6 protein-coding genes and 4 pseudogenes are annotated in these 20,324 nt (G+C 57.7%); 6 read left to right on the top strand and 4 right to left on the bottom strand.

The genetic code is table 11. The annotated features are described in order from the left end of the window. Positions 1-54: 54 nt before the first annotated feature. From M1D43_RS30365 to M1D43_RS30375, 3 genes are read right to left on the bottom strand one after another with little or no spacing between them, the layout of a single operon-like run. Positions 55-672 carry a hypothetical protein gene (locus M1D43_RS30365; RefSeq protein WP_434118759.1) on the bottom strand — a complete coding sequence of 206 codons (618 nt, stop codon included), beginning with the start codon at positions 670-672 and terminating at the stop codon, positions 55-57. A gap of 55 nt (positions 673-727) precedes the next feature. Then, entirely contained in the window at positions 728-6,199 is a 5,472-nt protein-coding gene (locus tag M1D43_RS30370) for a hypothetical protein (RefSeq protein ID WP_498814637.1), read from the bottom strand. Continuing rightward, entirely contained in the window at positions 6,199-15,741 is a 9,543-nt protein-coding gene (locus M1D43_RS30375; RefSeq protein WP_498814638.1) for a hypothetical protein, read from the bottom strand. The genes M1D43_RS30370 and M1D43_RS30375 overlap by 1 nt, the downstream gene beginning before the upstream one ends. A 729-nt stretch (positions 15,742-16,470) precedes the next feature. Between M1D43_RS30375 and M1D43_RS30380 the strand changes: the two genes are divergently transcribed. The 4 genes and pseudogenes from M1D43_RS30380 to M1D43_RS30395 form a co-directional block, all read left to right on the top strand. Beyond that, complete coding sequence (locus M1D43_RS30380; protein WP_498814817.1) at positions 16,471-16,689, top strand: hypothetical protein; 219 nt, start codon at positions 16,471-16,473, stop codon at positions 16,687-16,689. Further along, positions 16,690-16,848, top strand: a pseudogene (locus M1D43_RS30385) (site-specific integrase); the annotation flags it as partial. Between the two features lie 2 nt (positions 16,849-16,850). Beyond that, positions 16,851-16,957: pseudogene (locus M1D43_RS30390) on the top strand (SOS response-associated peptidase); the annotation flags it as partial. Positions 16,958-16,966: 9 nt separating this feature from the next. Further along, positions 16,967-17,263, top strand: a pseudogene (locus tag M1D43_RS30395) (thermonuclease family protein); the annotation flags it as partial. Between the two features lie 12 nt (positions 17,264-17,275). Here the strand turns inward: M1D43_RS30395 and M1D43_RS30400 are convergent. Then, positions 17,276-18,067, bottom strand: a complete 792-nt coding sequence (locus tag M1D43_RS30400; RefSeq protein ID WP_434118755.1) for a class I SAM-dependent methyltransferase — start codon at positions 18,065-18,067, stop codon at positions 17,276-17,278. Positions 18,068-18,352: 285 nt separating this feature from the next. On the opposite strand from M1D43_RS30400, the pseudogene M1D43_RS30405 reads away from it, so the two are divergent. Then, positions 18,353-18,978 (top strand): annotated as a pseudogene (locus M1D43_RS30405) (carbon-nitrogen hydrolase family protein). A gap of 347 nt (positions 18,979-19,325) precedes the next feature. After that, positions 19,326-20,303 (top strand): Y4kA family protein, encoded by a 978-nt coding sequence (locus M1D43_RS30410; RefSeq protein ID WP_434118754.1) that lies wholly within the window; start codon positions 19,326-19,328, stop codon positions 20,301-20,303. Positions 20,304-20,324: the final 21 nt, after the last annotated feature.

Consider the following 20,324-nt stretch of genomic DNA (forward strand, 5'->3'; position numbering starts at 1 on the left):
TCTCGTATGGGACAACAAATCGTTCAATTGTCACGTCATAAATTAGTTTTTTTATCATTTCACCACGACATCGGCAGAACACACAGCAAGCAGAAATGTAATTTTCTTGCCGTTCAGCTCGGCCGTATACACATAGTTCCAGATGTAAGAACGCCCACCACGATCCCTCGTTGCAATCCGGTGGACGACACCAACAAATCCGCCTTCCGAGACAGTACCTGCAATATTTGCCAGTTTGATCCGACCAGCGTCACCAGCAACGTTTATAAGCTGAATGGCAACGTCCGCCGCCAAACCTATCCATGCTGCGGGAGAGACAATTCCTAATGTCGTACTGAACCAGCCCGGTATCGTATCGTTCGCGTTGGCATTTAGCCAATCTTGAAGGCTTTTCGCACCGGAACTGTCTAGCTTCGCAGAAGCTGCAACTGCGGGCTTTTCTACCTCGAGGTTTTTAAGCTCTGCAGCAGACACGACTTTTGACATGTTCTCTGGCGCGACGGCGCCTCCCATGTGGCTCAACGAGGGGCTAAAGTCTGGATCGAAAAAAGTCTTGAAGCCCTCGACTTGGCTGGACTTCAGCGGACCGCCGCAGGTGAAGCCGGCAAAGCTCTCTCCCGCGCATACCGCCATCGCAATGAAACAAATAAAAAGAGGTCGTTTCAATTTCATGTCCTGTCCCCATTTGGTAAGCAGAACTTTGCTGTGCCTTCGCACGGAAGATACATTACAGCAGTTCGAGGAACGGCACCCTGGCGCTGAAGCGCGGGCCTGACGCCACGAATGTTTCTTCGTCAAACATGCGGTCAAACGTAATCGGCTCTTCACGATAGGCTGCCGGCATTCGTAGATCGATCTCTTCTAGGTAGATTACGACCTGACCTTCTCCGAGATCGCTTAAAATGGATTGAGGCAGCTCGAAAGTCTGCTTCCAGACTAGGTCTGGATCGCCATCGACGTCCGGCTCCGGCATTTCCAGGGGCAAATCCTGCTCCGGATATGCCGGATGCCACCCAAGTGGGCTGATCGGCTTACGGATGCGGTTTGTAGCCTCGCCGCGTTCATGGAACACGGTGGCTCGTATCTTTGGGAGCCTCAGCCGGTCGAAGTTCTTTTTCCACGCGGCTTGCCGTTCGGCCGTATCCGGAGGCAGCGCGCTAAAATCAAACTCTTTTATCCCTCGTGAACCGCGCCCCGCGACTTCGACCGTTATTTTCTTTCCAGAGGGAAGCGGATTCGTCTTGTCCCTCGGCTCAACGTGGACGCTGACTCTACGCTTCGGCAAAAGCTGCATGTGGACGGTGACCGGCTCAGAAGTCGCCAAGTCCGGAGAGATCGAATGTTCCTGATAGCGCACCAGTCCGAACCGAACAAAAGGCTCTGACGCGCGATTCGCTTTAAGGGCGACATCGACGTACCATTCCTCCCGATCAAGGTCGAAGCAAGGCTCGTAGGTGAGCAGCGACACTGGCAGGAAATCTCGCATATTATTGCTGGGCTTGTCGTTGCCCGGTTCTCCGTCCATTTTTGGTGGCGCAGCCTTTGGGATGGGCATCAGCGCCTCCCCGACAAACTTGGGGTCGTGCGGATTGGTTTGCGCATTGACTTCTGCCGGATCTCCCTCCCCATTTGTCATAGCTTCCGCCGGATTCTGGGACCTTGGCACGTCCGCGAACGCATCAGGCGGAATGAAGTTGCCATCTTGGACATTCTTGTCGAGGCGGATGGGATCACCGCCCCATCTCGTCACGTAGCCACCAGCGGCCCCGAGGTCGCGGTCCTCGAAATCCGTCAGCCCCATCGTCCGCCCGCCGGCGCGAACGAGATTTTTATCCAGCTCTTTCCAGTCGAGTTGATTGTAACTCGGCGGCCAGAGAACTATAGCGAGGCGCTCCCCCTCGCCCGAGCTAAACCAACCTCGGCCGAGATAGATCCGCGCCAGTGCGTGGCGTTCGACAACATACCTTACGGCTCGGCTGCCTTCCACGCGGGTGGCCCAACGGCTGAAGAAAAAAGAAGGCTCGGGCCGACGGGCATCCGGCGACGATGGTGCCTTCGTCGAATTCATCCATATCTCGACCGGCGTCGAAGCTCGGATTGCTTGATCGATCCGTTTAAGCGGCTGTCGACGAAACAGTGTCTGCTCTTGCCCCTGTACATAGGTTGGTGCGGTCTCGAAGGCCGCGGCGCCTCGCGAGACCGCCACGAGATTGAGCGTGAGCTTCCGGGCAAGCGTGTCGTTGAAGACGTGCGGTCGCTGAATCTGTAGCCTTCGTTTCCGGTGCGTTCTGTCTTCGCCGTCAGCCGGCATTCCAATGGATTGTTCGATTGGCACCTCAGCAATTGCCGCGGCAAACAACGGCTTCAGCGAAACTTCTGTCACCCGCCCCTCAGCCGGCGTCCGGAAGACGTAGGGCGTGCATTCGGGGTTGGCGGCCACCCTCACCGGCAATATCGGGTCGATCGCCTTCGTCATTGGTAAATTACCGACGGCCAGGAGCGTAACTGGTTCTCGTGGTAGTGTAACCGCCCCATCCTCGGCAACGGCAAAGCCTACGACGTCCGCGGGCGCCACATATGCTTCGCTGCCATCAGATCTTGTAACGACCGGCCAGCGGCCAGACCGCTTGGAAATCATGCTCCGTCCGCGATCGGGCGAATCAACCTGGAAACCATTGGCCGCTATCGTAGTGGCGATCACTTGGAAGGACTCGACTAGATCGAGGTCGACCTGCACTTTCCCGTCAATCATTAGTTCGGTCGCATCCCTTTCATCCCAATTGTTTTCTCCACCAGGAGTGGGGCCGCACACGCTCGCATGGCGAGTTCGGATCGACCGCGTGCTTTTGGAATCGGACAACCAGCCGATAGACTTCGCGGGCGGCTTGTTGAGCGCGTGATGCACGCGAAGGGTTGTCACTGCAGCGAGTTCCTCAACAGGCCATTTTGTCTTGATGGCGTCGAGCAGTCCGTTCGCTACATTATTTCGATAAGTCGCGTTCGGCACCTGGTTGCCGCCCACACCGGTCAGTTGATCAGCACCTCCCGACACGCAAGCGTTGAGCACCGACTTGCCGCAAATTTCTACCAGGCGTTCCCGCGCTTCCTTGTCGGCCGCGGCGGAGAGTAGTTGAACCGCCATAGTCTCAATAACCGAGAACCGGCTTGCCAGTATCTCAGCATCTGGGAGGCAGCTTATTTCGAGGTCAAAATCCTCGCCCTGGTACAGAGAGACCAGGAGAAATTGAACACGGGCGCGCTTCGGGGTCTTCGCCGGAACATTGCCCGCATCATCCATGAAAGTCACCACTGGTTTGCTCGATATGTCATCGATCGAGACTGGTGCAGAATGCCGGATCGACGCGACGCGGACCACTTTCACCACGAGAGGTAGTGCGTGAGGATAGCTTATGCTCTGGTAAAGCGCGACCGCACGGGCGCCAGTCAAATATCTGTCGCTGCCCTTGATCTTTGCTCTGATGCTGTATTCAACGATAGCCGGATCCGGTAGGTACCCGACCTGACCGATTTGCGTCGTGTTCTTACCTCCGGGCTCGAAAACAGGGATGCCACGCGGAGGATTCTTGTCGAGCGAAAAAACTGATCGAGGATAGATCACACCTTCGTTATCGAGGGCGTCGCGCCGAGTACTTACCGCAACCGGAAAACCGCTCGGCCTTTCCGTTCCATCATCGAGGCTAGCTGCGTTTCCATCGTTTTGGCGCGGCGTGTAGCTGATGTCGCGCAAACCGCCTTTGCGGATTTCGGCCGCATTCGGATTATCCAGCCTCCCATGCGCCGAGACGAGATCATGCGGCGCCTCGGGCGCGACGAACACGCGGATCGTTTCAGACGGACTTGCCCGAATGTTCTTGCCGACGTATTCCCCCTTGATCTCGTCCGGCACGTGGAATGCTGCAAGTTTGGAATCCTCGTCGTTCCATGAGCGGACAATCGCTTGGTCGGCTAGTTCGTACCCCATCTGGCCGCGCCGCAGTTCAGCTAGATGACGCGGGAGAAGTAGAATGGGCGCACTGATTGACTCGTGACGAAGATACCGCCTGGGCGCCGTCGCGAGGCTACCGCCCACTTCCTTTTCAGCAGGCAACACAGCCCCGCGGCCACTCCGCATTGACAAAGGCGGAGAGCCACCTCCCAAAAACATGGAGCGGAACCGGAACAGGTATGGAACCCCAAAGCGCAGTGGTGGAGGACGCAAACCGGCCTCTGCGGGATCTGCACCTGGTAGGTCGAGCAATCGATCAAACGGCAGGCTACTTGAAATCGAGTTTGTCCCAAGACCGCTGTCGGTGAGCACGCTCACCGGCGTTCCATCCCACAAAAAAATCGCTTCCTCGGCAACGGCCTCGAACTCCGAAGCCGCGTCGCCCTCACCCTTCTTGGGGACAAATCGCGACGCGGTCTGGAACGACGTTTCCTCGAGTATTCCCTTTTCAGTTGTCTTGGCTCCGAGAAGCGCGCGCAGCACAAATTCGACAGATTTGTCATTCGTTCCGAAATCGAAGTCCACGAAGCGGTTCATGAGACTTCGCCACTGGATATTGGCCAGCAATTCGCCCGGACGGGCGACGGCCACGTCGACCCGCCGCCCGATGGTCAATTCCTCGGCATGAAGGACAACGACCGGGGCGTTGGTTGAAAGTTTCTCGCGGTTGAGGTCCGCAAGAGCGATGTCTCGTGTGATCTGCTCTGACCTACCGCGGTCCAGAATCGTAAAGCCGCCGGTTCGATGAGCTTCGCCACGATCGCGACCTAGCGTCTTGGAATCCACGGAACGGCGGATATCGAGCGAAGCCAGTTCGTAGCGCGGTCCGCCACTAGCGGACACGCCGAGCCTCCATATCCCATCCACTTGCTCAATCAGGTGTACTTGCTTGTTTTCGGTCGCTGCCGCTTTGGTATCGAAGACCGAGACCGGCCAAAAACCGCTGTTGTGCAGTTTCGCGGCAGTCGCGACTTGACCCGGGTCGGATGCCCCGGCCTCTGCGGCGACCGCCAGATGCAGCCTGATTTCGCCCCCTGCCGGCACGATTTCGTCGATCGATGCCTCAAAATCGAACGCGAGACCGAAAAGGCGCGACAGAATCGGATCGCCCTGAAGCGCAAAATAAATGCCTCGCATCTTCTGCAGCGGCGCATCATCAGTGTGATCCACGGCTTGGCCAGTTGTAATGTCGGGAGGAGCAATGCGGTCGCCCTCCTTCTTGCCCGTGAGATCGGGCCGCCGCTGCAACCAGGCTCCGTATTCCTGTGTGGCCCGCCTCTGCTGGCGCTGCGACATCCCGTCGATCGCAGTCTGGTTTTCCGGAGCCACGACATCAGAGGCTTCGGGGACTAGCATCGGGCGAGTAGGCCCTCCTTGCGCAGTGCCGTCCGCAGCGTCGTTCGCAAGCGCCTCCTTAACCTTGTCGTAGTTGCTCTTGGAATAGCTGCGCTCGGCTCTCGTGGCCTTTATCACGGCTTTGAACCGCTCCACAGCAGTGCCAGCGACAGTATCCCCATCGCGATCATCGAGCACCGAAAAGGGACCCAAAAATTGCTTTGCTAGCAGACGGGCGGCGCGCACAGTTTCCTCCTCGACCGCCAAGTCGCTTTGCCTGACCGGTAAGATCGCACTGATCTTTAGGGAGTCGCCCGAAGTGGGCCTCTTAATCGCGATCGAGCCGTCATCCGCAAGAGTTTTGCCGGCGAGTTCCTCGTCCTGCTTGTCAACTTGGTCGCGCGCGCCTGTCGCGCCTGAATAGCTCTCTTTGAGATTGGCCGTGTGCTTGGACCCCTTCAACGAATCGGCAATGTCTTTCGCGAGTTCCGCCCAGCTTGCGCCGGAGGCGCCAAGCGCGCCCTGCCATAGACTGTTGATTTCGTCCCAGTCTGCGGCACTCGAGTACGCCGCCCCTCGGCTGGGCAGCATTTTTGCGGTCTTCCACCGCGGCTTGCCAATTGCGGGGATGGGCTCCGAGTCTATCTCGCGGAACCACAGCGTCAGCCCTCCCTCTGGAAACGGCGACTTGCCCTCTCGCAGACCCCTGGCCACCTCGCGCGGCCAGTTCCGCAGTTCGAAGGCATCGGCTTCGCTGCTCTGACGAGGCGTCGCAACTACCGTCAGTCGTACCGTCTTGTCATCTTTGAGTCCGTTCGCAACGACGCGAAACAGAGGCTTGACCAATGACCCGCTCATCATATGAACTCCTTGGTCAGATTGGTGTCAAAATATGTTGCATAAGTATTCCAGTCCCGCGCTTGGTCGACCGCCCTAATGACGATCGACCTGCTCGTCGAGCCTGTCGTCATGAAGTCAATGTCCCTGTCGAGTGCCGCGAAGCGGGTCCTTCCTCCTGACACCGACGCCTGCTGGTTCCCCAGCGCGCGCTCCATTTTGTACGCGGTAATTGAATAGTCGTAGTCGGCGATGCCGAGTGAGAACGAGAACGAGTAGATCGCCTCGCCATACATGGCCCCGCCGGCCGCAGTACCCAACCTCACGTAAAGCGATGTTGCAAAATGGAATATCCAGATGCTGGCCGAACCGCCAGCGAAGAAGGTGCCATAAAGGTCGGTCGTCCTCTTCCCGGCAGAGTTCTTGATGACCCTGACAAACACGCCAACCTGGATGCGACAGCTCGCTTGAAGAGGTCCGTAGCCGACGGCCGCGCCACCCCCATATTCGAACGAAGCCTCGAACCCTCTGACGCCGTCGGCGGCGGCGTAAATTGAGAAATAGCCCGAGCCGACGCATGGAAAGACGCCCATCGTAAAAGGAGAAAGCCGCCTTCCAAGTGAGACCTTGAACAGAGATTCTTCGTCCCCGAACGGAAGCTCCGCCGAAACGTTCAGCGAAACATTGAAGAAGGACGTCGCGCCAATCCCAATGGTTCCGAGGTTGATTCCGTATCCAGCCTCAATACCAGCGCTTCGGGTCATTGGTTGGATGAAGACACCGTTTCCGTCCTTTGGCGACAAATAACTCTGCAGTTTTTGGGCGAACTCCAGATCGCGGCCGATCTCGAATGCATTGTAGATCACGTCGAAGCGCGGGCTGGTGTTATTGGTTATCGTGAAAGCTGCACCACCAAATTTAAGCCGCAGGGCGTCGACAACTCCGCCGATGAGATAGATCTCGAACGGACCGAGGCTTGCAGTCGCGCTGAAATCCGACTTTCGCTCCAAAAGGTCCAAAGTGGCGCGCAGCATTATCCCAAACGAGGATCCCATCAGCGGCCGAAAAATCGCTTGTGGACCGGCGTCGCTCGCGACAGTTGAGTTGAAGTCGTAGCTGAGGTGAACCTTGGTCGGGATCAGGCTGGAGATCGCATCCTCGATCTGATCACGGAATGCCCCGAAATCGATTGCGGCAAGCACGTCACCGCGCATCAGATTCTTGGCCATGTCGTCGGCCTGCGCCAGAATCACCAGCGGCGCAGCTTCGCCCGACCAGCCGCGCAGAAGCGCGACCACACGGCGACGGTGGCTTTGCTCGAGTGAGGCGCCTCCTACAAGCGCAGCAACGTCTTCGGCTACGCTGGCCTCCTGCGCCAGCCGGTCGCAATCCAGCATGGGATTTTCGGCCGTCGCATCATTCACATTGCACTGCGCGAGATTTTCATTCTCATCCCTGGCCAGTACTTGTACAGGCATGACGAGCAACGCCTTGCGTGCTGCGACGTTGAAAACGGGAACTTTCTCGGCCAACTGGAGGAGATCAGTGCGCTGCTTCTCAAGACCTTTATAAGCCTTGCTGATTGCCGAAAAGACTCCAGTTGCAATTAGCGTGCTTTCGGCCTCGTGCCGCAGTCTTTCGGGCGCTCCGGTCAGCCGTTGTTCCAGCTTGCGCCATTCACTTACAGCGCCATTCTCGAGATTCCTGAGGCTCGCTTCCACCGCATGAAAAGTGTTATCTGCACTGTCAGGTTTAAAGAATTTATGCAGCGTCCGCTCCTCGCCGCTCGGATCGAGGTCGGCGGTGAGAAATTTTTCGAGATTGCGGAGACCTTCAGGAACGACGAATCCCTGAAAGCCTTCTAGTTTTGTCTTGATTTCGCCCACTACATTGGTGAGCGCGCTCATTTCCTCGCGAAGATCAAACCCAAACATCGAGCCGGCGGCTGCCAATTTCGGCAACGCTTCGGCCACTTGGCCGACAACATCCGCGCCTCCGAACACGGAGTTGCCAATAAGCCGGAGCGCAAAGTTCGTGATCGTCGTCAGCTGCGCGACGACATCAGCCTCTGCCTGATCGAACGCGCTCATGGCATTCGTGATCGCCTGTCTGACATCGTCAGCGATATCCTTCAGCTGGTTCTTGTCCAAGTAGCCTTTGAGAATCGCGGACGCACCACCAAGGATTGCGCCAGTCTCGACGAAAGGCCTGTTCTCCGGTTTGACCGCAAACATCCGCACGCGAGTCACGACCGTTGCTACTCCATTGCCCAGCTTCTCACCAAGCTGACGCAACCGGCGCATTGTCTCGCCTAGCACTGGCAGGAACGAGCGTAGGGTCTCAGGCGAATTATCGACCAAGGTCTTCAGACCGCGCGTCGACACAACGACATCTACCACGTCGCCGTAGAGGCCCTCCAGATCGGAGACTAAACAGTCCATTCTGTCGAGATTGGTGCCTTGGATCAGGAACCGGAGGTTCGCAATGAAGTTAAGAAGACCATCCGCGCCGAGTTCGCTCGTATTGGCCGCTTTCGCTGCATCGTCAATCTTGCCTCGATTGGCCTCGACAAGTGATTTGAGACTGTCGAGCGAGGTGTCCCCGCTTGGATCGATAAGCTTGTCAAGGTCGCGCAGTTGCCTACCGACAGCCGCGAGCAATTCATTGCTCGCAATGACGGCTGTAGAATTTTGAACGCTGTAGATCGGAAGCGGACCCGGTGTTTTTGGCTGATAGTTTTCCGCCTGCAGCATTTCCAAGGCGCGGAGCTCCTTGGAAAGAACCGAGCCTTCACCGCTGTTTGGAGAAATCTCGAAAACGCCTTTGGTGAAGACCGCTTGCGCGTGAGCGACAGCGCCCGCCATTAGTTTCTGCTCGATGTTTTCGACCTCGGCTTTCAGGGCGGCGATGTCGATGCCCAGCACATCGTTGGCAAACGCACCGCTAGCCTTCAGGATAGTCTTTGTATCACCTTCTCGGATGGCCCTCGCGAACACCTTGCCCTCGCGAATGGTGTCATCGATCCTGTCTATGCCCACAGCAATGGCGTTCAACTCTTCCGGGTATTTGCCGGCGACGCCAGGTGCGACCGGTAGGAGCTTCTTTTCCAGTTGCTCGACATAGCCGTCGAGCATCACCTGCAGTTGTTTGACCGCGTCCTTAACCGCGGTGTCGGCACCCGTGGTGGCCTCCTCCAGCGCCTGCTTTGCTGCAGTGATCGCGCCGCCAATCCGAGCTTTGACCGTCTCACGGTAGGCCGCCAAGCCCTCTTCGAGCACAGTCGCAGGATCATCGCCACTGAAAAGCTTGCTCAGCGATCGCGTCAGGGTTGACCTAAGCGCCTCTTCGGAGACTTTCCGGATGTCGAGAACCAGCCTGTCCGCGATACCGCCTTCCCTCGAAACGGCCTGCCAGAACTCTTGAGCGCTGTTCTCGACATTCACAAGCAGCAGCTTCGTCAGTTCGCCAAGGCTGGGTGGCAGGGATGCAAACGGCATGACGTTCGCTAGTTCAGCCGGTCCCTTCGTATCCCGAATGCTCGCTTCCGAACTGCCCGAGAGCTTCTCAAATATCCAGTTGGTGATGTCCTGCGCCGCATCCTCGGGTACATCGTCCAGAAACTTGTCGACAAATGCCTTGAAATTGCCCCCGAGGTCCTTCAGTTCATTCAGCACCGATTCAAGCGATGCGATCTTTTCTCGCAGGTTCGCTGTGACGGCCTCTTCGAGACGTTCAATCGGATTGGAAGCTATGATTGCCAGTCCCCGGAGAAGCTCCTTGGCGGCAGCGTGAACAGCCGCGAGCTTGGGGATCAGGCTTGTTGCGTCCTCGGTCGCCAAAGCGTCATCGAGGGACGTTTGCAGCTTTTCGAGACCAGTATCAACCTCCGGATAGGTAGCGGCAAGACTGAGTGGGTTCTTCTCCCCAAGGCCTTCTAATCCCTCCTGGAGGTTTGAGGACGCCTCGCGTACCTTTTGGTCGAACAAATCCCACTCACGGCGCAACAGTGATACAATATTGCGTAGCGGCACAAGAACCCGACTGCGCACGTCACCGCTTGCGGCGTCGACCTCGCGAAGCGCAGCCGTGCCGAACTCCTGCAGTTCCTTGAGAACGGGGATGCTGTCGACCGACAAGCCAAGCAGCCGCATCAGATGCTTAAGCTTGACAGTGCCCAGCAGCTTGGCATCCATGCTAAAGAAAGAGCGGATCTGATGGACGGCCTCTGACAACTGGACCGCACCGTACGGATCCTTGTCTTCTTCCTTTGTGGGTTCCTGGATGATCTGACGTGGGACCGCAGCGTTGCAGTAAGACGCCAGCGAAACCAGCGCCCCGCGCTCAATCAATTCTGCGAGCTTTTCTTTGTCGGGCTCACCGCCTGCATGCACCAACTCGCCACTTGGCGGTTCTTGGCCCGGCGCCACACTCCACCATGTCGCCTCATCGCCGCCAAGTGGGCCCTTGCTGCGGCTAATGGCGATGAGGTTCGAGTTTGGACGGGCAATTCCTCCGGAACGATCGCCGCTGTTGCCCATGTCGAGCTTGCGCCATTCGCGAAGGATCAGGAATACTTCCTGCGGATTGGCATTCTTGCCTTCCGGTTTTGGATAGCCCTTCGGCGCCTGCTCGCCGGGGAAGCCATACAGCACATAGTGACCATCATACTGGACGTCGACGGGTGCGGGGCGACCGCCGCTCATGCGTTCGACCTGCCCTAGCCTGATGGTGGCATACTCCATCATCGGGTAGAAAGGCGGCTGGCTGGCGCCTTCCAGTACGCCAGTCGTGATGAAATTGTCTTCGGCCTCGAGTTGGCCAACCCAACTGTCGCTGCTCGCCGCGAGGAGGCGACCCTGAGCTCTTACCACGATCCGTTCGGTTTCGAACTGCCCCTCCCCTGACTGGCTGTTAGGCGCGTAGTCGATCTTGCGGCCCGCCAATCGGAGCGTCCGGGTATAGGGCCGCGGCGCGGCCGGCTGTGCCTCCGCTTCTTCAGGCACCAGGCTGTTGTAATAATCGCACGCGGCCTTAACGGACTCGGCTGATGTTGCAGCGATGTTATCGAGGAACAACATCGGCAGCTCAGTCGGCGAACCGTCGATGGTCACGGGGAAGCGGAAAACACCCTGATCCGTGACGTCGGTACGTGGCCAGAATGCCAAACCTGGACCATTTGCAAGCCAGACTCGTCCACTCAAACTGACTTTGTGTTTTTCGCTGAGGTCGCCGCCAATCGGGAAGGTCGGATCCACGATATCGGGCGTTTTGTCTGTCGTCAGCCGGACTTTCTTGGCGCACCACAGCCGTCCGCCATGTGGCTGGCCCATCGCTGCATATAGCTTTTCCGGGTCGGCCATGCGCAGGAACATACGCTGGCGTAGCATGGCCTTGACGCCATGATTGGCCACGCGCAAAAAGATTCGCTCGGTCAGCTTCACGAACGATGCCTTGTGGCCAAGAGGCAGCAGATAGCCTTTATATACGACCTCCGTGCGGATGTCGCGTCCGAGGACAATGTCCTGCTGCAATGTGTCGATCGAAAAGCCTTCAAATAACTTACGGCCGAATATGTCATTTGCTCCGGCAGAAGGCTTGAAGGCCGTCTCATGAAGAAGAGAGCCGCCGAGCGCCGTCAGCGACAATGCCTTGACTTCCAACGGCACGGGCTTGTGGAGGGCCTGGTCGTCGGTGGCATCAAGAAGTGCAAATTTCTCACCGGGCTCGATCTGACCTGAATCTGCAATCAATCCACCACCAGCATCGCTGGCTCCGTCCGGACCTGGCAGCCGTTTGCCGACGACTGGGAGACCGTAACTCGAAGTCAGCAGGACAAGCTCGTGCCGGTCGAAGGCGTCAAGTGACGTGCGGAAATAGGTAAAATCGCGCTTGGGCAGGTCGTCGCGGAACTTCAGGCGGTCCTTCAGCCACCGCGCCAATCTTGAGGCTGGAAGCTCGGCATTTTCGGTCAGCGTTTGGTTCTCGAGTTGGTCAAGGCCAATGAACCAAGGTGCATATGGACCGCGCGGCGGCGCCCCCTCGCCGGGCAGCCGCTCAACTATCTCTCTCCTGCGTGGAACCAAGGCTGTTGGGCGCAAGTCGGGAGAGGAAACGGCACGAACTCCTGGCGTTTCACCATGTGTGGCAAGACGCACGGACCAAAGGTCATAAGGATGCCCATTGGTCTGCAGGTCTCCGGCAAGCGCAGCACCGTTCTCGAGTTCAGGCAATCCTTCGTCGGCTGGCGGCACCGCGATAGGATTGGTTTTGTCCGAGCCGAAGACCTGTTTGGGGAGCCGCCGATTGGTATGCCACACCGCATCCTGCGCAGTGGACAGGATCAGTCGCGAAGGCAGTTCGATCGCGGTCTCGAAGTCCAGCGGCTCTCCGGGAAACGGGCGGTCCTCACCGTTTTGCAGGGATGCAATTCGCTCGCTTTTCAGCGAGGCGCGCACCTCGGCCATGCGCGCTTCGCCGGTGGTCGGCGCCTCCGTGAAACCTTGGAAACGCATCATCGCCTGGTCGCTTGGGTTTGTGGCGCGGTTCCCCGGACGTGGTAATGCGCCCGACGGAAGGGCTTGGAACAGCTTGCGTGCACGCTTCGTCACCTGAGGCTCGAAGCGTGACCATTCGGTCAACCCTTCGAACGTGAACGGGATCGGCCTGAAGTGAGTGTTACCTGCACCGGACCTGTTAATGCCGTCGCCGCTGCTCGGCAGCGTCCCGGCTTGGCGCGCGTCGACGCCGACCTGTGCCTCTCCGTTCACACGGAAAGCTAGGCGGCTGGGGCCTGACAGCCGCGCACCCATTAGCCGATCCAATGGGTCTTTGCCGAGCGCGCGGTCGAGGAAAGCGTCCATAACCTTGCTGTACAATTCTCCTAGATCGCCATAGCTCGACGGCCGATTGCCCTCGATCAGGTATTCGCGCTGCATCCAATTGGCGGTTTTGGGAGGCCCTGCCTGAGCCACCGAAGGATCGCCCGTCACAAATTCCCGCCAGAAATCCCGGAAAACGCCGTAGAGTGGTTCGAGTGATTCCAGGAGCGCCTCGTTGCGCACGGCATTTGCAAAACTTTTTTGCTGGTCAGAAGCGTCCTTAACGTCTCCAAGCAACTTCTTCCCGTCGAGCGGCCCATTCGGGATTACCTGCGCCCGGGCGCGCGCCAACGTGCCTTCTACGCTTTGTTGAACGCCCGCCCGGCCCTTGTCGAGCATAAGCTTGCGCGCAACGCCCAAGGCGTCGGGATCGAGAGCGAACGGGCCGATGTAAACGTGTTGATCGGCAGGCGGGCGCAACTCGTTTGGCAGTTTCTTGAGTTGCTCCTGAAAGTTATTGGCGATGTCTCGGAACGGACCTTGCGGGTCTTCTTTGACGATTTTCGCTGATTGAATTTTCTCTCTATACTTGGTTCGTTCCGCCTCATACTGGAGGCTTGCGAGATGCATCAGGATCTGCTCGCGAGAACCCTTATCCTGATGGTCACCGGCCTTTTCACCATCGCCCAGCGGCTCGAGATCGACATCGGGAAGTTCAGGTGTTTCCGGCAGAAAAACCGCTTCCTCCATGACGTGCTGCGGGTCAAATTCGGCCACAAGGATCGGGCGGCTGTCCTGGACAGCGCCGTCGTCCCCGACACGCATTCGAGCGTCATCCCGGGCCGGCCGGACCGTCGGATGCGGACCGTAATGCAGTAGCAGGTCGTGAAAACGTAGACGCAGCTTCATCAAGTCGTAGTCGCGGGCGCAGGTCAGCGTAGCTCGCGACAGATCGATCAACGCGAGTGGCTGCGCCACAACCGACGAGGGAGCCCCGATCCACACAAAGCTTGTGGAAAGAGCACGCGGGTATTCCCCACCCGAGAGCTCCTTGATCGGGGTGCCATCCTCGAAAGCCAAGCGCAGTTCGGTTCGCCGGAAAGCTAATCTGCTGAAACTGGCGTCGGGCAGCGCGGTGGCAACCCCCAACAGCGTCAGATCGATATGGACTCGCCTTAGGAGCGTCTCCTCCGGACCGGACCATGGACGATCGGCCAGAGCATGGACTGAAGCTTCGGGCACGCCACCGCGATCGCCATTCGCGGACTGGAAGAAGCGCACCAGCCGCTTGACGTCCTGATCCCCGGTTTCTGGCTCGACTTCGCCGACTTTGGGAGGCTGACAAGCATACTCAACCTTCGAAGAAGACTCGGTTGCGGTTGAAGTCTTCGCTTCCTTTTTCTCGCCGCCGTGCTGTTCCGTTGGGAGATCAAGACGCAGGACGGGTTTGTCTACCGTAAGAGGGCCGATCGGAGTGTCGATAATCCCCGCTCCACCGAACTGTTTTTCTTTTTTCGGGCCTGTAGCACCTTCTTCCTTCGAGATAGCCGCCTCCAGAAGGCGTTCTCCTGCGCCGCTAGCATTACCCCACAGAACCGTCCGCAAGACGCGGGGCAGGCCGTTTGCACCGGGAGTTCTGGTCTGGGCGATCGTCAGAGTATCGACGGCTATACTGTCCACGAGCGTCGTGTCGCCCGTCCGAACCGCTAGCGCCGCTTTCGGAGTGCTTAAGGCGCACACAGCCTGCAATTTCATCGGCAAGGACGGAGCGGAACCGACAATGACGTCGAGCCTGGTAGTGCCCTCCGGAAGAATCCGAATCCCGATATGGTGGCCGCCCCCGTTACCGAGCCGGTATATGCCGTTCGCAGTATTAACCGAAAGGCTCTCGGAAGCAGCCTCGCCCGAAAAATAGACCACATCCTCCGAGCGAGCCGCACTTTGGTGGCCCCGGGACGCAGTGCCGCCGGCGCCGGCTTGTTGGGGATTGTCCTCCTTAAACCGCCGCCAGGCGAAACTGAGTTTGGACGAACGAATTTCTCCTTCATGAGCGATTAGCCTTGCCTGCCCAAGCGCTTCGATATGCCAGACCAAATGCCTGTCGATAGATACATCGAATATACCGTTGGACGGCGCGGCAGCTGAAACGAGGCCGCCGAATGTGATCTGCAACGTTTTGCCGACGCGGCCCGCCTCGATGAATTCCGCCGGGCGCAGGCGCATTGCGGCTGGCGTAGGCTTCCCTTTTGCTTGGACCTTGTCCTGCCGTTTTGCAGTCTCACCGATGAAGGCCTCGAGCTTGACCGCCCGGCTGCTAACAATTGACTCGGTGCTGCCCCTTGACCGCAGCCACAAGTCTGTCTCGTAGGAGACCATCCATCGCGACTCCGGCCGGGTGAAGCGAAAGGCTACATACCCCAGTTTGTTGATATTGCCGCTATGGGCGACTGTTGGCGTCTTGCCTTCCGGGTCTTGTTCGGTGAAGCGCAAGCCATAGTTCACACGCCGGACATACAAGACCCTTTCATAGGCATTCTTCTCATCGATTGGACGAGCGTCTGGCAAGCTCATGTCGAAATAGGCTTCTTTGCCAAACGCAGCCGCCGGTACATCCCAAATGCATTCTACACAACGAGCTTCAGAGATAACCTGTTTAGTCTTGCCGTTGACTTTGGTCTGCGTGATCCGCACGTCGACCATGATCTCACGCACCGATACCATGCTCTGGTCGTCAGAAATGATCAATTCCAGATCATACCAAGGGGGCGCATCCCCTGTCTGAGCGACTCCTGGGCCCGAGTAAAGAGCGGCTGGCGAGGCCACGAGACCGCGCAACAGTGCGCGCCGAGTCATTCTTGGGTTAATGAGCTCTTGCCATCCAACAGGCAGACTCCCATGCAGCGGCGATCCGCTGCTGTCGAGCAAACGGGCCAAGGTAATCCCCCCTCATCGGCCTTCTACGACCGCGGTAGTCGGCCACGTTAGGAGATTTGATACACCGAGCACGCCGCACGTCAATACTAGAAGTCGCATTTTTCTCAAATATCCATCCAGAATTGACTTGATTTTTTCGAATATAAAAAGATACTAACGAATGGGGAGGAACGCGGGGTCAAGATCTGCCCCCTTTGAGGCAGCTTGATTATCCCGAACCCTGGCTTTTGTCGGTTATTGTTTGGCGCAGATCTGCTGCGAAAGATACTTCTGTATCTAATTGCAATGTATCGTGTTCCCTTATTGTTATTATGGGGTGATCTACGTACGGAAGATCACGCAATGGCAACGGATGTGCTAAGAGAAGAAGGCTTTTTAACTTCATGACGGAAATTCGGGCCTTTGCAAAATCACCCGGATCTTCATTTACGAGGATGCAGACTTGAAACGTTGGCGCGACGCACGACAGGGAAGCAATAGGTTCAGAAGGTCATGGGGTCGCTGAGTGCGTGGCACTGGATTATCGTTCTTGCCGTAATTATGCTGTTTTTTGGCGGAACCCGGATATCGGGGTTCATGTCTGAAGTGGGTAACGGGATCGGTAGCTTTCGCCGAGAGTTGCGGCAACTAGGCCGTAGCGGCGGCAATGCTTCCCGCAAGGCGTCCGATGGTGCCGACATATCGCAGACCGCTGTCGGCCAAGCGCCAACGAAATCGGAACCGACTAGCCTCGGAGAGAATCCCCTCGCGGGTACGTAGTTACATGTCGATCAGTGGGATGCCAAGGAACGCATCATCGACTAAGAACGCAAAGCCACATGCCATTCCCGTGCCCGAGATCGCGGCCGGCTCATCGAGTCGATCAAGCCGAATGCTTACGACTGGTTCTTTCCTTCCGATCCAAGGAGATCCGCGAGCGGAAACCATTCCCGGCCAAACTCATGACCATGGGCCGATTGATCGAAGGGTCGGCTCACCGAAGAACGACACCGCCGATATCCTCGACCCAACCGAGCCCATTCCATGATGCCTTCGTATTTCCTTGTCGTCGCGGTCTCCCCTCGGGATCGCTCTGCCCGCCCACTCCGCCGGTCCGATTATCGGCCGCGCCACCGTCATCGACGGCGACACGCTCGAAATCAGAGGCGAGCGCATTCGACTGCACGGCGTCGATGCTCCGGAGAGTTGGCAAACCTGCGAGGATGGCGACGGCGGCACCTATAGGTGCGGCAAAGAGGCAGCCTTCGCGCTCGATCAGTTTCTCGCCGAGTCCCGCTCGACGCGCTGTGAATTTGTCGAACGCGTTCGATTTCAGCGGTTTGTCGGCGTCTGCGTTGGCTAAACGTCATTGTCTCGCGCGCGCGACCCAAAGCTGTTCTCGCCCGTAATCGGGCGGCGATCGGTTGAAGTCGGAATAAAGATTGATCACCTCGAAACCGGTGAGTTCGAGCAAGTAGCCAGTTTCCTGCCGCATGTTCCAGCGCAGCGACCAAGACGTTTCTTCGGAGCCCACGACATTCCCCGCTCCATCGAATTCTTCGAAACGAAGGACTTCATGGACCGTCTGCCGGAAGGCGTCGGTGTCGCGGGCGACGACTGTCCTGCGGACCAAATCGTCCGAGCGGGGATGCTGCGCTTCTCGCGGCGGAGCGTTGCGGTCGTTTCCAAACAGCAATTCGAAATTCGGGTCGAAGAGGTCTAGGATCAGATGGCCGCCGGGAAGTAGGTGGCGCCGAATGCAATTCAGCGCCAACCGTTGCCCCTCCGGAGTGATGACGTGCTGGAAGCTTCGCGCCGGCACGAGGGCGAGCGCAAACCGTTGTTCCAGGTCAAAGCTCGTCATGTCACCTTCGACGAGGCGGACACGACTGGTCAGCTCAGGCCGCTCGCGGAGCTTGGCGGCGGCGCGATCGAGCATGGGGCGGGAAAGGTCCACTCCCACTACCTTATGGCCTGCGTCCGCCAACGGCACCAATACGCGCCCGGTCCCGGTCCCGATCTCAAGGATTGGTCCGCCAAAGCGTCGGGCGGAATCCAGGTAAAATTCGACGTCGCCGGTGAGCAATCCCCCTCCTGTAAACAGGTCGTAAAGCTCGACACCGAGGCCTGCGGCGTAATACGCATTTGGATCGGTCATCATGCGAGTCCTCGGTCCGGGTGCAGTCTGAGGTTGTCCCAGCAATCTGAAGCGAGCCACTCAGCGTGTAAAGGGGCAAACGCGTCCGCGGACCCGGCGTTGACGAATCACGGCGGCATGCGCCTCCTTAGGTCCGCCGCGGCCCACCGCCGAACCTCCCAAGACCCTCCCCAGCGCGGTCTTCAACGGAGGCAAAGGGACTTCAGTCTCGGGTCGCTGTCCTGGACCGATCGTTTCGGCCGCAGTTGCTGGGGAACTCCGACCGTCACGCGAAAGGCCCTGACAATGACCCACAATGGAAGCTTCAAACGTCGTGTACGCGCTCGCGCAGCGAAGACGGGCGAGTCTTACACCGCAGCTCTCAGGCATATACGCCAGACATCGCCAGATCGTGCTGATGCGAGATCAATGCGATTGGGCGTAGCCCAGACGTCGCTATTCAATGACCCTCGCGACATTTCCGGAATCCGTTCCAGCGGAGTGGAAATGCGGCGCTTGATGGTGTCCGCTTCGGATGCGCGCTCGGCATGGAGACGCACTATCCGGAAATATTCGCCGAGTACGAAAAGCTCGACGTTGATTGCGTCCTGTTCTCGACTACAGGTGAGACGCCTCCCGCCGCGCCAGCCTTCGCAGCAGAGGTGTTGGGGCACGCAGCAAGCAACACGTACTGGGTCAGTTACTCTGCCCATGCGCCGCAAAGCGTGGTGATCCCTTCGGGAATAGCGGCGCCAGATGGGCAATGGGCAGCACAATGCCCGGCGAGCGGCGCACCCGCTATCGCTGTCGTGGACATCAGGACCGACCCGGAGCATCCGGCGCGGCCTTGGCGACGAAGGGCTCGCTCCGAGCTCTACATGGCGCACCAGGTAAACAGCGATCCGAGGAGCGACGATCGCAACCTATTCTGAGAACACCTAACGGTCAGGGGCGGTCGCCCCTGACGCCCCGCAATTGCGAATTTCTGGCAGGCTCATTTACTAGCAGCACGCCGCAAAGGCAGACTACGTGAGGATCGAAAAAAAGCCGGAGCTGTTGCTGTTGCATGCGCTTCCTTTGGATGGAGCGATGTGGGCTACGCCATTCGGCAAACACATAACGTTCGACAGGCAGCGGTCGCAAAGCCGGACGATCAAGCTCTTCGAACAGTTGACGGCGCGTGTCGCCAACGCGGCGCACCTTTAAAGTTGCAATTTTTTGGCGAATTCGCCATCATTAGCAGGACCTAATGAGGGGTTAGGCAAACGGGGGGGCGCTGATGAGATATTATGCCGCGTTGGCAGCAACGGCAGTGTTTGTGTCGAGTTGCGCTACTAGACCCCTTCCGGAAGATGTCACCCGGTTGAATACCTATGCCATCGTTACGAAAATCCGCTGCGAAGCGCGGGATGCTGTCTTCGCCGAACTACTAGAGTATTTGAGGAACAGTAACCACAATGTTTCACCGCATATCATTAGCGAAATTGAAAAAAAACCAAGCATTATCGCTCAGTTCGATCGACGCAGGCTCCCGGCTTCGATCCGGGAGAAAGTTGATCTCTACGCAAACGCCGCAATCGTCTATGACTTCAATTTCGATATGTCGCAGCACAGCACAAATAGCCTTGGGGCGACCCTGAATGATACCTGGAGCAGTGGGCTTTTTAATCTTGGCATTTCTGGGACGAACGAGCGCACGCGCCGCAATCAGCGACAGTTTAGAGTGGAGGACACTTTCTATAAACTATTCACGAATCCGCCCAGTTGCGAACCCTACTCCAAAAATGGGACGTTTGAGCGCAAAAGAAACTATGCATATCCCATCACAGGGTACATAGGGATTCAGGAAATAGTCGACACGTTTTGGCGCCTGAACGAAGACCATATTCTTGGCAATGTTGACAGCGATCAGCCGAAGGTCAACAAACTCGCCGATGAGATCGAATTCACGACTATGAATAAGTTTTCCACCACGCCTAGTACCGAGCTCGACCCTGCAAACCACTTGAAGATCGTAGTCGTTAACGCCGAGTCAACCCATTGGAGACAAGACGTTCATACCGTCACGATTGGCATCGCTGTTGAGGACGAGGAAGTAGAACCTCTTGAACCAACCGACAAACGCAGACCAACACGGCGCCCCAGCAAGGCTGCAAGCGCTATTAAGAATGCGAACGAGGCGATCAACGAGCTTCAATTCCGCAATATCCAGATCCTCAACAGAAATGACTTGCAACAATTACTTCCAGGCTTCTGATTGATCCGGCCGAAAGGAGGT

Source organism: Ensifer sp. R1-3 (assembly GCF_056739175.1).